The sequence below is a fragment of the Chitinophagaceae bacterium genome, assembly GCA_016713085.1.
Taxonomy (GTDB): domain Bacteria; phylum Bacteroidota; class Bacteroidia; order Chitinophagales; family Chitinophagaceae; genus Lacibacter.
The window spans coordinates 750,054-769,941 of the sequence record JADJPV010000001.1; the positions used below are offsets into that span (position 1 = coordinate 750,054).

At 39.9% G+C, this 19,888-nt stretch carries 13 protein-coding genes and 3 pseudogenes; 8 read left to right on the forward strand and 8 right to left on the reverse strand.

Going from position 1 to position 19,888, the window contains the following annotated elements; genetic code table 11:
- Positions 1–88 precede the first annotated feature (88 nt).
- Entirely contained in the window at positions 89–6,196 is a 6,108-nt protein-coding gene (locus tag IPK31_03645; GenBank protein MBK8087105.1) for an alpha-2-macroglobulin, read from the forward strand.
- 229 nt (positions 6,197–6,425) lie between these two features.
- Here IPK31_03645 and IPK31_03650 read toward each other — a convergent pair.
- Positions 6,426–6,560: pseudogene (locus IPK31_03650) on the reverse strand (3-isopropylmalate dehydrogenase).
- Positions 6,561–6,762: 202 nt separating this feature from the next.
- Between IPK31_03650 and IPK31_03655 the strand changes: the two are divergent.
- Positions 6,763–8,304, forward strand: coding sequence for an arabinan endo-1,5-alpha-L-arabinosidase (locus IPK31_03655; GenBank protein MBK8087106.1), 1,542 nt, complete (start codon positions 6,763–6,765; stop codon positions 8,302–8,304).
- Between the two features lie 18 nt (positions 8,305–8,322).
- Here the strand turns inward: IPK31_03655 and leuB are convergent.
- The 5 genes and pseudogenes from leuB to leuC all read right to left on the reverse strand — a co-directional run bounded on the left by leuB (position 8,323) and on the right by leuC (position 13,578).
- Positions 8,323–9,395 (reverse strand): annotated as a pseudogene (gene leuB, locus IPK31_03660) (3-isopropylmalate dehydrogenase).
- A 71-nt stretch (positions 9,396–9,466) separates the two neighbouring features.
- A complete protein-coding gene (locus IPK31_03665) occupies positions 9,467–9,826 on the reverse strand; it encodes a four helix bundle protein (GenBank protein ID MBK8087107.1) in 360 nt (119 codons plus the stop codon).
- Positions 9,827–9,899: 73 nt separating this feature from the next.
- Positions 9,900–11,392 (reverse strand): annotated as a pseudogene (locus tag IPK31_03670) (2-isopropylmalate synthase).
- Between the two features lie 57 nt (positions 11,393–11,449).
- Positions 11,450–12,046, reverse strand: coding sequence for a 3-isopropylmalate dehydratase small subunit (gene leuD / locus IPK31_03675; protein MBK8087108.1), 597 nt, complete (start codon positions 12,044–12,046; stop codon positions 11,450–11,452).
- Between the two features lie 128 nt (positions 12,047–12,174).
- Positions 12,175–13,578 (reverse strand): 3-isopropylmalate dehydratase large subunit, encoded by a 1,404-nt coding sequence (leuC, locus tag IPK31_03680; protein MBK8087109.1) that lies wholly within the window; start codon positions 13,576–13,578, stop codon positions 12,175–12,177.
- A gap of 270 nt (positions 13,579–13,848) precedes the next feature.
- Here leuC and IPK31_03685 point away from each other — a divergent pair, with 270 nt between their 5' ends.
- From IPK31_03685 to IPK31_03710, 6 genes are all read left to right on the forward strand, one after another.
- The gene (locus tag IPK31_03685) at positions 13,849–14,349 is read left to right on the forward strand and encodes a hypothetical protein (GenBank protein MBK8087110.1); all 501 of its coding nucleotides are present in this window, start codon (positions 13,849–13,851) and stop codon (positions 14,347–14,349) included.
- Positions 14,350–14,481: 132 nt separating this feature from the next.
- A complete protein-coding gene (locus tag IPK31_03690) occupies positions 14,482–14,997 on the forward strand; it encodes a transposase (GenBank protein MBK8087111.1) in 516 nt (171 codons plus the stop codon).
- A 187-nt stretch (positions 14,998–15,184) separates the two neighbouring features.
- Positions 15,185–15,652, forward strand: coding sequence for a transposase (locus IPK31_03695; protein ID MBK8087112.1), 468 nt, complete (start codon positions 15,185–15,187; stop codon positions 15,650–15,652).
- Between the two features lie 140 nt (positions 15,653–15,792).
- A complete protein-coding gene (locus tag IPK31_03700) occupies positions 15,793–16,884 on the forward strand; it encodes an electron transporter RnfD (protein MBK8087113.1) in 1,092 nt (363 codons plus the stop codon).
- Between the two features lie 22 nt (positions 16,885–16,906).
- A complete protein-coding gene (locus IPK31_03705; GenBank protein MBK8087114.1) occupies positions 16,907–17,512 on the forward strand; it encodes a hypothetical protein in 606 nt (201 codons plus the stop codon).
- Positions 17,513–17,616: 104 nt separating this feature from the next.
- Positions 17,617–18,039 carry a DUF3052 family protein gene (locus tag IPK31_03710; protein MBK8087115.1) on the forward strand — a complete coding sequence of 141 codons (423 nt, stop codon included), beginning with the start codon at positions 17,617–17,619 and terminating at the stop codon, positions 18,037–18,039.
- A gap of 45 nt (positions 18,040–18,084) precedes the next feature.
- Here the strand turns inward: IPK31_03710 and IPK31_03715 are convergent, their stop codons facing one another.
- Positions 18,085–19,497: a von Willebrand factor type A domain-containing protein gene (locus IPK31_03715; protein ID MBK8087116.1), complete on the reverse strand. Its 1,413-nt coding sequence runs from the start codon at positions 19,495–19,497 to the stop codon at positions 18,085–18,087.
- Positions 19,407–19,853 carry a hypothetical protein gene (locus tag IPK31_03720; GenBank protein MBK8087117.1) on the reverse strand — a complete coding sequence of 149 codons (447 nt, stop codon included), beginning with the start codon at positions 19,851–19,853 and terminating at the stop codon, positions 19,407–19,409. Before IPK31_03720 ends, IPK31_03715 begins: the two co-directional genes overlap by 91 nt.
- Positions 19,854–19,888 lie beyond the last annotated feature (35 nt).

Here is a 19,888-nt window from a genome sequence, read left to right on the forward strand (position 1 = left end):
TGAAATGACAATGTTTGTGTAATTCCTTCTTTCTTTGCATCCCATCATGGAAGTAATTTTTTACCTTACAAAAATCGTAGTCATGTTGATGAAACGCCTCTTACTTGTTAACCTCTTACTCCTTTCTTTCTGTACCATGTTACAAGCACAACCGAAATTCAATTATAGCACTGCCTGGAAAAAAGTGGATGACCTGGTCAATAAAAAAGGTCTTACAGAATCTGCTTTAAAAGAAGTAAAGACCATCTATGAAGCAGCCAAAAAAGAAAAGAACAACGGGCAGCTGATCAAAGCATTGGTGTTCCGTGTAAACCTGCAGCAGCTGAAAGAAGAAGATGCGGATGTAAAAGCCATTAAAGAAATCGAAAAAGAGATCAGCATTTCTGCTGAACCGGTAAAATCCATTCTCAGCAATTTTACCGCCGAAGCTTACTGGCAATACGTACAGAACAACCGCTGGAAATTCTACGACCGTACCAATACAACAGCATTTGTAAAAGATGATCTGGAAACATGGACCATCGATGATTTTCATAAAAAGATTTCATCTCTTTATTTAGCGTCTATTCAAAATGAAAAACTGTTGCAGCAAACAAAGCTCGATGAGTTTGATCCTATCATCAGCAAAGGGAATATGCGCCATCTGCGCCCAACCCTGTTTGATCTGCTGACAAACCGTGCCATTGCCTATTTTGAAAATGATGAACGCAGCATTACCAAACCTGCCGATGCATTTGAAATCAGCACAGCTTCTGCATTTGATCCTGCTGCAGATTTCATTACAAGAAAATTTGTAACAACTGATTCACTTTCCTTACAGCATAAAGCTTTACTGTTATATCAGAGACTGATCGCCTTTCATATCAACGATACAAAGAATGATGCATTGGTTGATGTTGGTCTGCATCGTATACAATTTGTAAACCGCTTCTCAACACACCCTTCGAAGAATGAATTGTACAGGCAGAGCCTGAATCATTTGCTCAGTCAGTATAACAATCAGCCCGTAGTTGCACAGGCCGCTTACCTGCTGGCACAGGATTATGCAGATTATGCAGCTACTTATGATTTCAAAAAACATAAAGCTGATGATGCGACCAATCCAAGATATTATTATCAGAAAGCAGCTGCTCTCTGCAAACAGTTCATCAATCAAAAAGAAGAAAGCGAAGGAAAAGCGAATTGCAACAGCCTGTTAAACCAGATAGAGAACAAAGACATTTCTATTATTTCAGAAAAAGTAAATATTCCCGGCAAACCTTTTCGTTCATTGCTCAGTTACCGTAATATCAGCAAAGCATATTTCAGGATTGTGAAAATGGATAAGCAGGCATTTGAAGAATTACAGAACCGCAACTGGGAAGATGAGTATTGGAAAAAATTAACAGCTTTACCTGCTGTACAGAATTTCAATTATACTTTACCTGCCAGCGATGACCATCAAATACACAGCACAGAAATCAAAGTAAGTCAGCTGCCTGTTGGCACTTACATGCTGCTTGCAAGTGGCGATGCAAATTTCAGCTTAAGCAAAAATATTTTAGCTGCACAGTTTTTTCATGTAAGCAATATTGCATGGATGCACAATGCCGATGAGTTTTTTGTGGTGAACCGTGAAAGCGGTCAGCCATTGGCAAAAGCAAACATTATTTTATGGGAGCAGAAATATAATTACGATCAAAGCAAGAATGTTTATACTAAAGCTGCTACCTATACCAGCAATGCCAATGGAAATTTCCGTGTTACAAAAACACCCGATAACAATGCATACAGCCGTACACTGGAAATACAGTATGAAAAAGATGTGCTGCATTTAGATGACAGGGCTTATGCCTTTGTGTACCGTGGAAAGAAAGAAGAGATTGATGAAGCAAAAAACCGTCGCACTTTTTTCTTTACCGACCGTTCTATTTACCGCCCAGGTCAAACCGTTTACTTCAAAGGAATTGTAACCACAAGAGATGCAATTACAGGTAAACCAAAAGTAGTGGAAGGACTGAAAGCAAAGATCATCCTGTATGATGCCAACAGTGAAAAGATTGATTCCATTACTGTAACCAGCAGTGAATATGGTTCTTATTCCGGCAAATTTGTTTTACCAACCGGAAGAATGAATGGCAGTTTCCGTCTGGAAGAAAGTGTAACTGGTGGATCAACCAATTTTTCTGTAGAAGAATACAAACGTCCGAAATTTTATGTAGAGTATCAACCCGTAAAAGAAAGTTACCGTGTAAATGACAAGATCAAAATCACCGGTAATGCAAAAGCTTATGCCGGAAATAATATTGATGGCGCATTGGTAAAGTATCGTGTAGTAAGAGAACCCCGTCTGCTCTATCCATGGCTTTGCTGGAAATGGGGATGGCCTCTTATGCAGGAACAGGAAATTGCACATGGTGAAGTAAAAACAAAAGAGGATGGCACATTTGAAATTGTGTTCACCGCCATTCCTGATAAACAGGTGCGGAAAGAATTAGAACCTGTATTTGATTATAAAATCATTGCTGATGTAACCGATCTCAACGGTGAAACAAGAAGCGGTGAAACAACAGTAAGTGTTGCTTACAAATCTTTGCAGTTAGAGATCAGCTTGCCGCAGGGTGAAATGATGGTGGCCGACAGTTTGAAGTTCATCAACATTGCTACACAAAATATGATGGGTGAATTTGTAAAGAGCAATTTAACTGTGAGCATGCACAAACTCAATGCACCGACCCGGTTGATCAGGGATCGTTACTGGGAGCAACCCGATCAGTTTGTACTGAATGAAAAAGAATATCTCAGCGATTTTCCAAATGATGAATACAATAATGAAACAGAAAAAGAAAGCTGGAACAGGCTGGAAAAAGTATATGAGAAGAGTGACAGCTCTACAGCTGATTCAAAATTTCAGATAACAAACCCAAACCTTCAACCCGGATGGTACATTGTTGAAGCAATTACCAGAGATAAAGACGGTAATGAAGTAAAGAATCAAACCTATATTCAGTTGGTTGATGGTAAAACAAAAACTACCATCTCACCGGAATATGTTTGGCAGCTTCCTGCAGCTGTTACAGCTGAGCCGGGAACTTCAGCTAATCTTTCTTTCGGCAGCAGTGCCAGTGATGTGTACCTCATACAGATTGATCCGAAAGATGACCTGAGTAATCTCCGTTACTATCAACTCAGTAATGAACAGAAGCAAATCACTGTTCCTGTTACAGAAAAAGAACGTGGCGGTTTTGGTTACAGTTATTCGTTTGTGAAGCATAACCGTTTCTTCAGCTTTACACGCTATGTATCTGTACCATGGAGCAACAAAGAACTCAGCATTAGTTATGAAACCTTCCGTGATAAAACCTTACCCGGAAGTGAAGAACAGTGGAAAGTAAAAATCAGCGGGTACAAAGGAGATAAAGTGGCTGCTGAATTATTAACCAGTATGTACGATGCGTCATTAGATCAGTTTAAACCGCATAGCTGGAACAAACCTGATCTGTTTCCAGTAAACTATATGAACAATGCATGGAGTGGTGCAGGTTTTGCACAGATCAATTCATGGAAAAAAGAATGGGAGGTACAACAGAATTGGAAAGCGTATGATAAAAGATATGACTATTTAATTAAGTTGTTTTCTACCCGTGAAACAATGATGTATAAAAGAAAAGGAAAAGTTGAATATGAAAAAAGAGAAGAAGCAATGGCTGCTCCATCAATGCCAGCAATAGTAATTCAGGATCAACGTTTTGACAACGCAGATACTGTGGCTTTTGACTTTAAAACAAATAAATTTACACTGCCTAAAATTGTTCCTGATGAAAATGTAACAAAGCCTGATGAATCAATCCAAATCCGTAAAAACTTCAACGAAACAGCTTTCTTCTTTCCTGATTTAAAAACAGATGAAGAAGGGAATATCAGTTTCAGCTTTACCATGCCCGAAGCATTAACCAAATGGAAATGGTTATTGCTGGCACATACAAAAGATCTGTCGCTGGGTGTTTCAGAAAAATCTATCATCACACAAAAAGAACTGATGGTACAAACCTTTGCTCCACGTTTTCTTCGTGAAGGTGACCGTTTTGAATTCAGCGCCAAGATCAGCAATCTCACTGATAAAGAAATTACCGGGCAAAGCGGTTTGCAGCTATTCAACACATCCACCATGCAGCCGGTTGATGGCTGGTTCCAGAATACATTTCCTGTGCAGCATTTCACTGTTGCAGCCGGACAAAGTACTGTGGTGAAATTCAGAACTGATGTGCCTTACAATTTCAATGAAGCACTTACATACCGAATTATTGCAAAAGGTGCTCCTGCCGGTGGTATGGTAAAAGCTGTAAGCGATGGTGAAGAAGCAACCATTCCTGTTCTCACTAATCGCATGCTGGTAACAGAAACATTACCGTTGCCCATGCGTGGTGATGGAACAAAGAGTTTTGTGTTCACCAAACTGCTTAATTCAGAACAGTCAGAAAGTTTAACGCAGCATAAATTCACCATTGAGTTTACCAGCAATCCTGTTTGGTATGCGGTACAGGCATTGCCTTACCTGATGGAGTATCCTTACGAATGTGCTGAACAGACATGGAACCGTTTTTATGCCAATGCACTTGCTTCGCATATCACAACCAAACTTCCACGCATTAAAGCGGTGTTTGATAAATGGAAGATCAGCAGTGCTGCTGCTTTACAAAGTAACCTGCAGAAGAATGAAGAATTGAAATCAGTGCTGCTGCAGGAAACTCCCTGGGTATTGCAGGCAAAGAATGAAGAAGAGCAAAAGAAAAATATTGCATTGCTGTTTGATATGGTTCGCATGAGCAGTGAGTTAACTAAAACGCTTGCACAGTTGCAGGGAATGCAATCGAGCAATGGCGGCTTTGTATGGTTCAAGGGCGGACCTGATGACCGTTACATCACCCAATACATTGCAACAGGAATCGGTCATTTAAAAAAGCTGAATGCTTTACCAAAAGAACAGGAGAAAGCGATCAATGCAATTCTTGCAAAAGCCATTCCTTATCTCGATAAGAAACTCAAAGAAGATTATGACAACCTGCTGAAATATAAAACCAACCTGAAAAGTTACACTACAGGTTATATGCAGATTCAGTATCTGTACATGCGGAGTTTCTTCAAAGATGTTCCGGTTGCAGCAGCGAGTAAAACTGCTTACGACTACTACTACAAACAAACACAGCAGTACTGGATCAAAGAAGGCAGATATATGCAGGGAATGATCGCTCTGTCATTACACCGCAGTAAAGATGTGAAAACATCAACAGCCATTGTGAAATCATTAAAAGAAAATGCATTGCAGAGTGAAGAGATGGGCATGTACTGGAAGGAATTCAATGCCGGTTATTACTGGTACCAGGCTCCTGTTTCAGCACAGGCGATGATGATTGAAGTATTCAGTGATGTAAGCAATGATGAAAAAGCGGTTGCTGATTTAAAAACATGGCTGTTGAAACAAAAACAAACACAGAACTGGAAAACAACCATTGCAACAGCTGAAGCCTGTTATGCATTATTGCTGCAGGGTGGTGAGTGGATTGCAAATGAACCAGTAGTTGAAATAAAAGCAGGTGATCAGCTGTTTACCACATCAACTGAATCAACCGAAATTGGTACAGGCTATTTTAAACGCAGCATAGAAGCAAGCTTTGTAAAACCATCTTTGGGAAATATACAGGTAACAGTGAGTAAGAGCAACAATCAACCTTCCTGGGGAAGCGCATACTGGCAGTATTTTGAAAACCTCGATAAGATCACTGCAAGTGAAACACCGTTAAAATTGAAGAAGCAGTATTTTGTTGAACGTAATTCAGCAAACGGACCGGTACTTACACCGGTGAATGAAAGTGACGTATTGAAAGTGGGTGATAAAATAAAAGTTCGCATTGAATTACGTGTTGACCGAAACATGGAATATGTACACATGAAAGATATGCGTCCAAGCTGTATGGAACCCGTGAATGTGATCAGTGAATATAAATGGCAGGGCGGTTTAGGCTATTACGAAAGCACCAAAGATGCCAGCACCAACTTTTTCTTTGGCTGGTTAAACAAAGGAACCTATGTATTTGAATATCCGCTGTTCATTACTCATGCCGGTAATTACAGCAGCGGCATTACCAGTATACAATGTATGTATGCCCCTGAGTTTACAAGTCATAGTGAAGGAGTGAGGGTGAAGGTTGGGGAATAGATAGAAACACGGATGACGCTGATTTAGCTGATAAGAACGGATCAGCGACAATCCGTCTACATCCGTTTTATCCGTGATTCTATAAAGAGAGTGACTGTCACGTTGAGCCTGTCGAAACGTTGACCGGCATCAATTCCAAAGTTCAAAAGATATTCAATCGCAGGTATAAGAAAACAAAAGGCTTTGGTTATACAACCAAAGCCTTTTTATATTTTTCTGTCAACTACTCTTACAATCTCTTCAACACTTCCTCTCCCATTGCATCTGTTCCCAAAATATTGGCAGCAGCTGTTTGTGCATCGGCAATATCCCTTGTACGGAAACCTGCTTTCAATACCGCATCAACAGCTGCAATCACTGCTTCTAAAACCCCGAAACAATTTCTAAAAAATTGAAGGAAATAAATTTTTAATTGTAAATTAGACAATTATTGAATGAGTCTGTTTTCTCAGCGCAAGCAGACTCATTCAATCCTGCCAAACGATTATTTATAAGTTCATATAAAAACGTGAAATGAAGAATTTCTTTTTAGGAATTACTGCCCTGCTGATCTTTCTTGCTTTAAGTTGCAAAAGCCTTCTTCACCGGGCCCGGCAGAACCCCCTCCTGTTGTCATCCCGCCGGTTGTAAATCCCTTTCCCGGACCAACATACTCAGACAATTACACATCCATTGCGTCATGGTCAAATCGCTTTCAATGGAATTTAGCCAACGTACATGACCCAACAGTAGAAAAGTGCGGTGAATATTATTACATGTATCAAACTGATGCATCATACGGAAATGTACACGATGGATATGGGCATTTCCCTTTCAGACGATCTAAAGATTTGATTAACTGGGAATTTATGGGCATGGCTATGACAGCAGCGCCTGCCTGGGTAAAAGATTCGCTCAACAACAAACGGGCAAGAATGAATCCGGCGCTGCCGGCTATTACAAACCCAAACTACGGATACTGGGCGCCCTGCATTAGAAAAGTGGGAAACAAATACCGGTTTTATTACAGCATTGTTGTTACAGATCCCATCGTCGGGAATGACAATACTGCTTCCTGGACTGAGCGTGCATTTATTGGTCTGGCAGAATCGGATGATCTTGCAACAAATATCTGGGTTGATAAAGGAATGGTTGTATGCTCCGAACCAGATGGTGTAAGAACTTATACCAGGTATGGCGGTAATGACTGGAATGCCTACTTTAAATTCAATGCAATTGATCCAAGTTTTGTAATAACACCTGGCGGAGAACACTGGCTGGTGTATGGTTCCTGGCATTCAGGCATTGCAGCTTTGCAACTTAACCCTGCTACCGGCAAACCTGATAAGCTTGAAACAATCAGCGATTACGGTGTTCGTATTGCAGGCCGTGGCAATGTAACTGCAAACCGATGGCAGGCACTGGAAGGACCTGAAATAATTTACAATGAAACTACCGGCTACTACTACCTGTTTTTAGCTTATGATGAATTATCGGTTGCCTATAATACCCGGGTTGCACGGTCAACAAATATTACCGGCCCTTATACAACTATCAGCGGAACCAATATCAGTACCGGAGCCGAATGCTGGCCCATGCTCACACATCCTTATATGTTTAACAATCATACAGGCTGGGTAGGCATTTCTCATTGTGCTGTGTTTCAGGATCCCGATACGAAAGAATGGTATTTCAGTTCACAGGGCCGTTTACCGAAAGATGTGCCCGGTATTAATGTTTCAAATGCTGTAATGATGGGCCATATAAGAAGCATCAAATGGACTGAAGACGGCTGGCCCGTACTGATGCCGGAACGATATGCAGCAGTTCCAAAATCGGGCATTAATGAAAAAACATTGGCCGGAACATGGGAACAGATTACAATGAACTATCAATATCAAACCATACAAAAATCTGCTTCATTAGTTTTATCTGCCGATAAAAAAGTAAATGGCGCTGTTACCGGAACCTGGTCTTACGACAGCAGCAAAAGCATTCTGACAATGAATGGAACCAAGTATATTGTTACAGATTCCTGGGATTGGGAAGCATCACCCAGAAAACTTACCATTACTTTTTCAGGCCTAACCTCAACCGGCGTCCCGGTTTGGGGAAAGAAAACATTTTAATTACTTATATCGAAACTATTACAATCTCTTCAACACTTCCTCTCCCATTGCATCTGTTCCCAAAATATTTGCAGCGGCAGTTTTTGCATCAGCAATATCCCTTGTACGGAAACCAGCTTTCAATACAGCATCAACAGCTGCAATCACTGCTTCTGATTCTGCTTTTATACCAAAAGAAATATCGAGCAGCAGTGCAGCAGATAAAATCGAAGCCAATGGATTGGCAACTCCTTTGCCTGTAATATCATGTGCTGAACCATGAATGGGCTCATATACTCCTGTACCATCGCCGATAGAAGCACTGGCCAGCATTCCCATTGAACCGGCGATCTGTGATGCCTCATCCGTTAAAATATCACCAAACAGGTTCGCTGTTACCACCACATCAAAACGTCTTGGATCTTTGATCAGCATCATTGCTGTTGAATCAACAAACTGGTATTCCACTTCCACATCAGGATATTCCAACGCCACTTTCTGCACCACTTCTCTCCACAGTCTCGATGTTTCTAATACATTGGCTTTATCGACAGAACATAATTTCTTTCTTCTTGTACGGGCTGCATCAAATGCTTTGCGTGCAATACGATCCACTTCATAGCGACTGTATTCCGCAAGATCATAAGCGGTATCACCATTATTCTTTCTTCCCTTCTCACCAAAATAAATATCACCGGTTAATTCACGGAAGAATAAAATATCTGCACCTTTTAATATTTCAGGTTTAATACTGGACGCACCAAGCAACTCATCAAATAATTTAATGGGGCGGAGATTAGCATACAATCCAAGTTCTTTCCGCATCTTCAGCAAACCCTGTTCAGGCCGTACTTTGGCAGAAGGATCATTATCATATTTCGGATGACCAACAGCACCAAACAATACAGCATCTGAGTTACGCATTTTTTCAAGCGACTCATCCGGCAATGGATTACCTGTTGCTTCAATGGCCACATGACCGATCAATGCTTCATCGTACGTAAATGTATGTCCGAACTTTGCTGCAATCTTATCCAGTACTTTTTACCCACTGCTGTTACTTCCTGTCCTATTCCGTCGCCGGGGACGATCAAAATTTTCTTAGTAGCCATGATTTGTTTGAAGGCAAAGAGTTGAAAGGCAATGAGGCAATGAGTGCGTGCCTTTCTTCAATCAACCCCTGCTATTTTATTTTTTGAATAATTGAATACAACATTTTGTCAACCTCAATACTTAAGCTGATGATTTCAGTTCGGTTTTTCTCGTCAATATATTTCAGATTAAAGGCGATCTCAATCTGTGTTTGCAATTCATACAATGATCCTGCTGCTATCTGCAAAAACCGTTTATAATCTCCGGATGAATTTCTTCCATAACCTTCTGCAATATTGCTTGGTATAGAAACAGCACATCTTCTCAATTGATTTGTTAAGCCATATACTTCAGCAGCAGGGAATGCTTTAGTAGCAGAATAAATATCTGTAACTAAAATCATTGACTTTTGCCAAACAATGAGGTCCCGGTATGATTTAATTGAACTCATTTTTCTAACCTAACTAACAACAACACGTGCCTTTCAACTCTTTGCCTCCTTGCCTTTCCCCACTCCTTGCCTTCTAAATACTATTCAACATCTTCAATGTAGCCTTAATCGCCGAAACTGTCTGATCACTATCCAATCCTCTTGTCTTAAACTCTTTGCCATCATGACTCCAGGTAATGATCGTTTCACATAACGCATCGCTCTTTCCACCCGGGGGAATACGAACTGCATAATCCGTTAACATCGGCAGTTCAATTTTTTTCTGTTTGTATATTTTCTTCAATGCATTCATGAAGGCATCATACTGACCATCGCCCTGTGCATGTTCTTCAAACAGTTCTCCATTTACAGAAACTTTTAAAGTAACAGAAGGATTCAGATCTTTGGAATGAGTGAGTACATAATTTTCGATCTTCACTTTTTCCTCAATGGCATTACTGTCAAGTATATCAGAAATGATATATGGAAGATCAGCCTGCGTCACCACTTCTTTGCGGTCACCGAGATCAATGATTCGTTGTGTAACTTTTTCAAATCTTCGTCTGAAAGCAGGATCCCTAACTGCTGCAAATTATTTTCAATATTCGCTTTGCCGCTCATTTTACCCAATGCATATTTCCGCTGACGGCCAAAACGTTCCGGCATCAGGTCGCTGAAGTATAATTTATTCTTCTTATCACCATCCGCATGAATGCCGGCAGTTTGTGTAAATACGTTTTCCCCCACCACAGGTTTGTTTACCGGAATGCGGAAACCGGAAAATGTTTCCACCAGTTTACTTACACTGTACAATGATTTTTCAGCAACAGAAGTTTTGATGCCCGGCATAAAATCATTGAGCACAGCAATGGTGCTGGCCAACGGAGCATTCCCTGCACGTTCGCCCATACCGTTTACGGTAAGATGCAAACCATGAGCACCAGCCTTCACTGCTTCCAGTACATTGGCAGTACCCAGATCATAATCATTATGTGCATGAAAATCGAAATGAATGTTTGGATAACGCTGTACAATTTCAGAAATGAATGCAAATACTTCTGATGGAATCAACACACCCAATGTATCGGGCAGCATGATCCGTTTCATCGGTTGCCTGGTAAGAAAATCCAGGTACTGAAAAACATATTCTTTTGAATCACGCATGCCATTACTCCAGTCTTCGAGATAAACATTGCAGTCAATGCCTTTCTTTTTACCGAGTTTAATCACTTCAGCTATTTCAGCAAAATGCTGCTCAGGTTTTTTCTTGAGCTGATGTGTAAGATGATTCAATGAACCTTTCGTTAACAGGTTCATCACCTTCGCTCCTGCTTTGATCATCCAGTCAACAGAAATTGCGCCATCAACAAATGTGAGCACTTCCACTTTTTGCAGCAGACCATTTGCCTTTGCCCACTTGGTAATTTTTTTTACCGCATCAAATTCACCTTCTGAAACACGGGCCGAAGCAATTTCAATCCGGTCTACTTTTAACTCGGTTAATAAAAGTTTGGCAATGGTTAATTTTTCAATGGCTGAAAAGGAAACACCGCTTGTCTGCTCACCATCACGGAGTGTAGTATCCATGATCTCAATGTACCGTTGTTGCTTTGGCATGATCGTTTGTTAAATTTCGGGGGATGCTTAGTATAAACTCTTTTCTGCAAATGATTGAATCTCTTCTTTCATTGCCTGCAGGTAATCAATATCATCAAAACCATTCGTGAGGTTATGTTTTTTATAACCGTTAATATCGAATGATTCTTTTTCACCTGTTGCCAGGATAGTGATAGTTTGATCGGGAAGATTTATTTCGAGTTGAGCAGTTGGGTCTGCTTCAATCGCTTTAAATATTTTAGTCAAAAAATCTTCAGTTACCTGTACAGGCAAAATTCCAACGTTAATGGAATTGCCTTTAAAGATATCAGCAAAGAAACTTGATACCACGCAACGGAATCCATAATCATAAATGGCCCATGCTGCATGTTCACGGCTGCTGCCGCTGCCGAAGTTTTTTCCGCCCACTAATATTTTACCTGAATAGATCGGATTGTTTAATACGAAATCTTTTTTCGGTGTTTCGTCTGTATTGTATCTCCAGTCACGGAACAGGTTATCACCAAAACCTTTGCGTTCAGTTGCTTTTAAAAAACGTGCAGGTATGATCTGATCGGTATCTACATTTTCAATCGGCATGGGAACCGCTGAACTGGTGAGTACTGTAAATTTATCGTAAGCCATTTTGAGTATTAAGTTTTAAGTTATACGTTTTAAGTTCTTTCTCTTTGCCTTGTTGCCTCTGTCTTTCCCTCTTTGCCTCCTTCTTCACTCCTTGCCTCTTTGCCTTTGCCTCCGCCTCGTTGCCTTTCCTACAACAACTCTCTCGGATCAGTTACAACCCCTGTTACCGCTGCTGCTGCTGCCACTAACGGACTTGCCAGCATTGTTCTTGCACCGGGACCCTGACGACCTTCAAAGTTTCTGTTACTTGTACTCACTGCATATTTACCGGCAGGAATTTTATCATCATTCATGGCCAGGCATGCAGAGCAACCGGGCTGACGTAACTGAAATCCTGCAGCAATTAAAATATCAAGAATGCCTTCATCTTTAATCTGCTGTTCCACTACATGCGAACCGGGAACGATCCATGCAGTAATATGATCGGCTTTTTTTCTTCCTTTTACAATCGATGCAAATGCACGGAAATCTTCAATACGTCCATTGGTGCAGCTGCCCACAAAAACATAATCCACTTTTTTACCAAGCATCGCATCCTCTTCATGAAAGCCCATGTAGTTGAGCGATTTTTCATAACTCGCATTTCCACTCACGGTATCTTTTGATACAGGAATATGCTGGCTGATACCCATTCCCATTCCGGGGTTGGTACCGAAAGTGATCATCGGTTCAATATCAGCTGCATCATAATTGTATTCAATATCAAATGTTGCATCCGCATCTGTCTTCAATGTTTTCCAGTAAGCAAGTGCTTTCTCCCATGCTTCACCCTTTGGGGCTTTATCTTTTCCTTTTATATAGTTGAAGGTTGTTTCATCGGGTGCAATCATACCACCACGTGCACCCATTTCAATACTCATATTGCAAACCGTCATTCTCCCTTCCATGCTCAGGTTCTCAAACACATCACCGGCAAATTCAACAAAATAACCGGTAGCACCTGCAGCCGTTAATTTAGAAATGATATAGAGTACCACATCTTTTGCAGTAACAGCTTTACCCAGTTTGCCATTTACATTGATGCGCATTTTCTTTGGCTTGGGCTGCATAATACATTGTGAAGCCAGCACCATTTCCACTTCAGATGTACCAATACCAAATGCAATGGCGCCGAAAGCTCCGTGTGTGGATGTATGTGAATCTCCGCAAACAATCGTCATACCCGGAAGGGTAATTCCGTTTTCCGGACCAACCACATGAACGATTCCGTTCTTTGGATTGCCCAGTCCCCAATGCGAAATACCGTACTTGGCTGAGTTGGTTTCCAACGCTTTCAACTGGTTGGCTGAAAGTGGATCCTGCACAGGTAAGTGCTGGTTGATGGTGGGAGTATTATGATCGGCTGTTGCAAATGTTTTGTTGGCAAACAGTACACTGAGGTGCCTGCTTTCAAGTCCGCCAAAAGCAACCGGGCTTGTTACTTCGTGAATAAAATGACGGTCAATAAAAAACACATCAGGACCATCTTCAATTTTTCGAACCACATGGGAGTCCCACACTTTGTCAAACAACGTACTGGCAGAATTGCTCATTATTCATTTTTTTAGTAGAAATGCAAATTTCTTAAAATTCAGGCAAACGGCTTTGATTTAATTGGGGTTTCTTTCGGTGTTTTGCCCGATTATTGAAACTATTTTGGTTATTAACTAACTGTCATTTGTTTAATTGGGGTGATTTGATGCAACCCCGTAATAAAACAGGCATATCACTTTTGATGAAAATCATTTGGTTGGGAAATTTTGGGGTGAGAGGAGTTGTGTATATTTAAGTGTTACCAGCAAGCATATTGACACATCCTACCAATGCAAAGACAAATTAAAAAAGAAAACTCATCTGGCATAGTTCGCTTACAAGGCGACAAGATTTTTTGGGGCTATGAGAATAAAAACATTCTTCAAATAGACATTAACGACATTATTGTAATTGGAGAATATACAAACTCTGACGGCCCCTATTTCGATGATTGGTTTTTAACTTTTGTAACTAGGGACGGAAAATGGCAAAGTATTCCATGGTATGCTGACAACATCGACGAGTTGACACAGTATTTGAGCAGCAAGTTTCATCAAGACCTTAACGTAACTTATTTGGCAGACTCGACAGAATGGAAATCTATTGTTCGATACCCAACACATTTGAAAGAAAAGACACTTTTTACTTTGACACCTTCTGCCACCTACAAAAAACCAAAAACATTTCTTGACAAAATTTTATCGTCCGTTGGTTTTGGTAATTTTGACACAACACAAAATATTACTTTGACAGAGGAAGTAAAAAATGAATTGACGAATGCCAACCGATAAACAAAAAGAGTGAAGTTAAGCTGCATGAATTCCTTTGCTACTCAACGCTGACGTACGGTGTTATTGCGTTCCCATACACAATAGTTGATAACCCCGGATTGCAAATATTCATTCTCTTTCTTATTTTGGAGGATGCTGCAAACCTATAATAGTGAATTCCTAACAGCTGCAATTCCTGAACGGAAGCCATTACTTGCAAATGACGAACATAAACAGATCGTTATTGATTCCATGAAATGGCTCACTGAACAAAAAAGATGTATCATCAATGCATTTGTCATTATGCCCAATCATATTCATTTGCTCTGGAAAATTGCGGATGGTTACAAAAGGGACGAGGTACTGCAAACCCTGTTCAGCTTTACCCGTTTTGCTTTTCTACTGTCGCTGAAACAAAAACCAAACGACCTGAACCTGTACACATTAACAAAGGCTGATAAAACAATGGATTTTTGGGATAGAAACCCAAAGATCAAAGAATGCAGTTCCAGGGATTATTATTTACAAAAACTGGAATATATTCATTTCAATCCCTGCCACCCGAAATGGGAGCTGGCAGCACTTCCCAAAAGATATCCCTGGTCTTCTGCTTCGTTTTATGAATTGCAGGACAGGCGTTATTCGTGGTTAACACATTATAATGATTAAAGTTTAGTTTTCCTTTCCCTTTAATTATCGGTTGATATACAGTTCCACGCCTCGGTTCGTGGCACACGAAACGAAATGCAACATAAAATGTTTTAATTAGCTTTAACAGCCTGTGCATCGCAAATCATACAATACAACAGATAAAATATACTTCTTAACGGCTACTATAAATAAGTGGCAGCCTTTACTGCTGGGTGATGAAAATAAAAGCCTTATTACAGACTATTTAAAAAAATTGAGTTCGGAAGGATATATTACTGTTTATGCTTTTGTAATCATGCCCAATCATATACATATTATTTGGCAGCAGAATAAATTAAATGGCAAAGAAACAGCACAGGGTAGTTTCTTAAAATATACTGCTCACGAATTTTTAAAAGGTCTTAAGAAGCAAGGACTGTCTCATCTCTATGAGGTAAATGCAGTAAATAAAAAACATGAAATCTGGCAAAGAGATTCATTAAGTGTTGAGATTTACAGCAAGCCTGTGGCATCTCAAAAACTTGATTATATTCACTTTAATCCAGTAAGTAAAAAGTGGAGTTTAGCAAAAGATGATTTAGGTTATCACTGGAGCAGTGCAAGATTTTATGAAACAGGAATTGATGAATTTGGTTTCTTACATAATTTATACCAAGTGTTTGATGGCGATTAATAATTTTGTTTCGTGTGCCACGAACCAAGGCGTGGGAGGTCCCACGCCTCGGTTCGTGGCATCATTTAAGCAGCAGAACCTGTATATTTAATTTCCAATAATTAAAACCTCTCAACTTGAATAACCGAAATAAATTCCTCATGCTATCTCATAAACTCTCCCCTTTTCTTGCCGTATTGATTATATGCACGCTTTCACTCACTGTTACTGCACAAACCAAATCAGTTTCTTTCAGTGATCCTCATATCCGTTATGAAGGCAGGGTTGCTTACAAAACGGATGCAGCGGAACTTTCCTGGTCGGGCACATCAGTTACTGTTTATTTTAAAGGCAGAACTCTTTCAGCCATTTTAAAAGATGCAGATACGGCCAATTATTACAATGTGATCATTGACGATAACAGGATTTTCAAAATTCATACAGATACAGTAAAGAAAACCTACCTGCTTGCATCCGGTCTAAGTAATAAAACACATAAGGTTCAACTTTTTAAACGCACCGAATGGGCCATGGGTAAAACATGGTTTTACGAATTTGAAACATCAGCAAAAACAAAACTGCTTCCGCCACCTGCACTGCCTAACAGAAAGATTGAATTTTACGGCAACTCTATTACCTGTGGGTATGGAATGGAAGATTCAAGCGGCAACGATTCCTGGCATGGATATTTTGAGAACGATTATATGACCTATGCCGCACTTACTGCCCGTCATTTTAATGCACAATACCATTGCATTGGCAAAAGTGGAATCGGTATTATGCTGAGTTGGTTCCCACTGATCATGCCTGAAATGTACGATAGGCTTGATGCAACCGACTCCACTTCAAAATGGGATTTTAAACAGTATACGCCCGACATTGTTGTGATCAACCTGTTTCAAAATGATTCATGGATCATTAAATTACCCAACCATGAAGAGTTTAAACACCGGTTTGGTACAACTGCCCCGGATGAATCATTTATTATTGAATCTTATAAAAACTTTGTGCAAACAATCAGGAGCAAATATCCCAACGCTTCTATCATTTGTGCACTCGGCAATATGGATGCAACAAGAAAAGGGTCAGCATGGCCCGGTTATATTGAGAAAGCAGTTGCGGCCATCAACGATCCAAAAATTTATACTCATTTTTTTGAATACAAAAACACAGGCGGTCATCCAAAAACCAACGAACAGCAGGCAATGGCAAACAGCCTGATTGAATTTATTGATCAGAAAATAAAATGGTAACTAAGTCAGAGTTTGCGCAGCTTTGGTTTTTATTGCCATTTCTCATTCTGAGAAATCCTTAATATTGTGTACAGAATCAATGAAAATCTTCTTTCGCATATTGCTTGGATTCTTAATTTTCTTCACTGGCATTAAAGCTGTCAGTTCAGAATTTGAAGCATATACTTTAGGGCTTTTCAGCGAGTTTCAATATTTCCCATTTGCCTTTTTAATCCTGTTTACCATTGTTTCCCTGATACTGGATATAAGTTCTTTCAGGGTTGATAAGAAATTGTTGCAGCTTTCGGTTTCATTTGCCGGAATACTATTCTGTTCATTTGTAGTATTTAAAATCATACAACGAAACTCAATTGATAATTCAAAAACTATTTTAATAGTTTCAAATAAACCAGGTGCTTCAAATGTTTTAACTTTTGAATTTAAAGAGAATGGTCATTTTCGGCTAACAGAATATTTTTCTTTTGGAGGACATGTATATTATGGAAAGTATTCGAAGTCAGGAGATTCCATAAAAATCATTAAATCAAACTATCATGGGTTTCTAAGAAACTTCCCAAAAAAAGGGTTTATGAAAGCAGACACTTTTTACTGGAATAATTCTGACACAATGCTGCTTGAAAAAGAATAGCTGGTTTTTAAGTTTCATGTATTGTGTCGTATTGTCTTAACCCTATCCTTTTAATCTAAACGTCGTGTTTTATAAAGCAAAAAAAGTAACCTAAAATAACTATCATGGCACAGGCGGGATACTCAGGAACACCTCTTGCAAAAAAGCTTGGTATCAAAGAAGATTCGAAGGTTCGGTTAGTAAACCAACCGGACCATTATTTCAACTTGTTTACAGATCTGCCTGAACAGGTGCAATTTCTAACTGATAAAAAGAGCAGCAAAGATCTTGTTCATTATTTCACAAAAGAAAAAAAGGATCTGCTGAAAGATATCACTGCTTTACGGAATGAAATTTTCTCCGATGGAATGATCTGGATTTCCTGGCCAAAGAAAGCATCCAAAATAGCAACTGATATTACGGAAGATACCATCCGGGAAATTGCTTTAAACAATGGGTTGGTTGATGTAAAAGTTTGTGCCGTGGATGAAATATGGTCGGGGTTGAAACTGGTTGTTCCTGTAAAAGACAGGAAGACAAACCGCTGATTTGATAACAGCTAAAATTGAGAATTATCCTGCACTACCATCTGATCACTCCCCACTCTTCTTCCTCTTAAACAAACCTTTCCTGTTCTTTGCAGGTTTGTAAATTTCTTTTGCTTTTTGCACCAGCATCTGCATTTCATTCTGCCAGTAATCATTTTTATTTACACAGGTCTGCAGCATTTTAATCAGTTCATCCCAGCCGCCTTCCTTAAGATGTGCTGAATGTTTCAGCAGCATCCCAAACATGGCAACGCCTGCAGCAAACCTGTAATTACTGTCGGCCTGGTTAATGTCTGTATAATTATTCAGCAGCGGATACAATTCAAGGTTGTTCTGTTTTGTATCCACACACTGGTAGCTGAGTTCTGCTGTGGCAATCGTTTCTTCCAGTGGAATTTCCTCATCTGTTAAATCCACTTCAAACACAGCTGTTACTGTATGTCCTGTTCCTATTTCGCCACCTTCCAGTAAGCTGCTGCTGTCGGCCAGTACATCTTTGCGGTTGTCATAACCAATCAACCGGTATTGTGTTACATACTTTCGCTGAAAGCTCACATTGAGAAATGCATCATTGGCAACAGCATACAGTGTCTGCATCAGTTCTTTCACCAGTACTTTTTCTGCTTCCATTACATTATCGATATAAGCAAAATTGCCATTGCCTTTTTTTGCCAGCACTTCTAATTTTGAATCTTTGTAATTGCCCATACCTACACCGAGGCAGGTAAGATAAATGCCCGTCTTCTGTTTTTGTGTGATGAGAAACATCAACGCCTCCTCACTTACTTCACCCACATTAAAATCACCATCGGTTGCAAGAATGATTCGGTTGTTGCCCCCTTTTATAAAAGTTCGTTCAGCCAATGTATATGCCTGTCGTATGGCAGATTCACCGGGTGTATCACCACTGGCAGTAAGTGAATCAATCACCGCCATGATTTTTTCTTTTTCAATTCCTGATGTTGGACGAAGTGCCACGCCAACTGTACCGCCATACACCACCATGGAAATGGTATCAATGGGCCGCAGGTTCTTCACCATCATTCGGAAAGCCGTTTTTAATAAGGGTAAACGGTTGGGCTGTTCCATCGATCCGCTTACATCAACTAAAAAAACAAAATTGCTGGGTGGAAGAAAATCGTAGTTGATCTTTTTTGCCTGCAGTTGCAGAAACAATAAATTATGATGACTGTTCCATGGACAATCGGTTAACTGCGATTGCACATGAAAGGTTTTGCCCGGAGCTGGTGCGACATAACGCTGCGGAAAATAATTCAGCATCTCTTCAATCCTTACTGCATCGGCTGGCGCTTCTGAATGCATATTTAGAAAGCGTCGGATATTGCTGTAAGATGCTTTGTCAACATTCATGGCAAAGCCGGTAGTGGGATATTTTTCTGTATAATTGAAATCATTTTCTGATTGCTGCGAATAGGTTTCTCCGGCAGATAACCACAAAACAGTACGGTCTGTTTTTTTATCTTTGTGAGAGATAACAGTTTTCTCTTCTGCCCGCTTTTAATGGAAGTCATGCGAAGAATAATACTGTTGAACTCATTACTGTTAAGCAGGAAGGTTTTTTCTTCGTAGCCGCTTAAGAAAAAAGTAACGGAATCGGTTTGCTTTGATGAGGGGATTCCAAAACCGCCGGTTGTTCCTGTGTAATAAAATGAATTAGTAGAGTGAATATGAATACGCACATGAGCAATTCCATTTGCTTTGGGATCTTTTACTTCACCCCGAAAATAAAATTGTGCATCCGCATTTGCTGCGAACAGAAGTAAGCACCACAAAGTAATGCACCGTTGATTCATAATCAGTTTCCTGCATCAGTGGTTAGTAACAATGA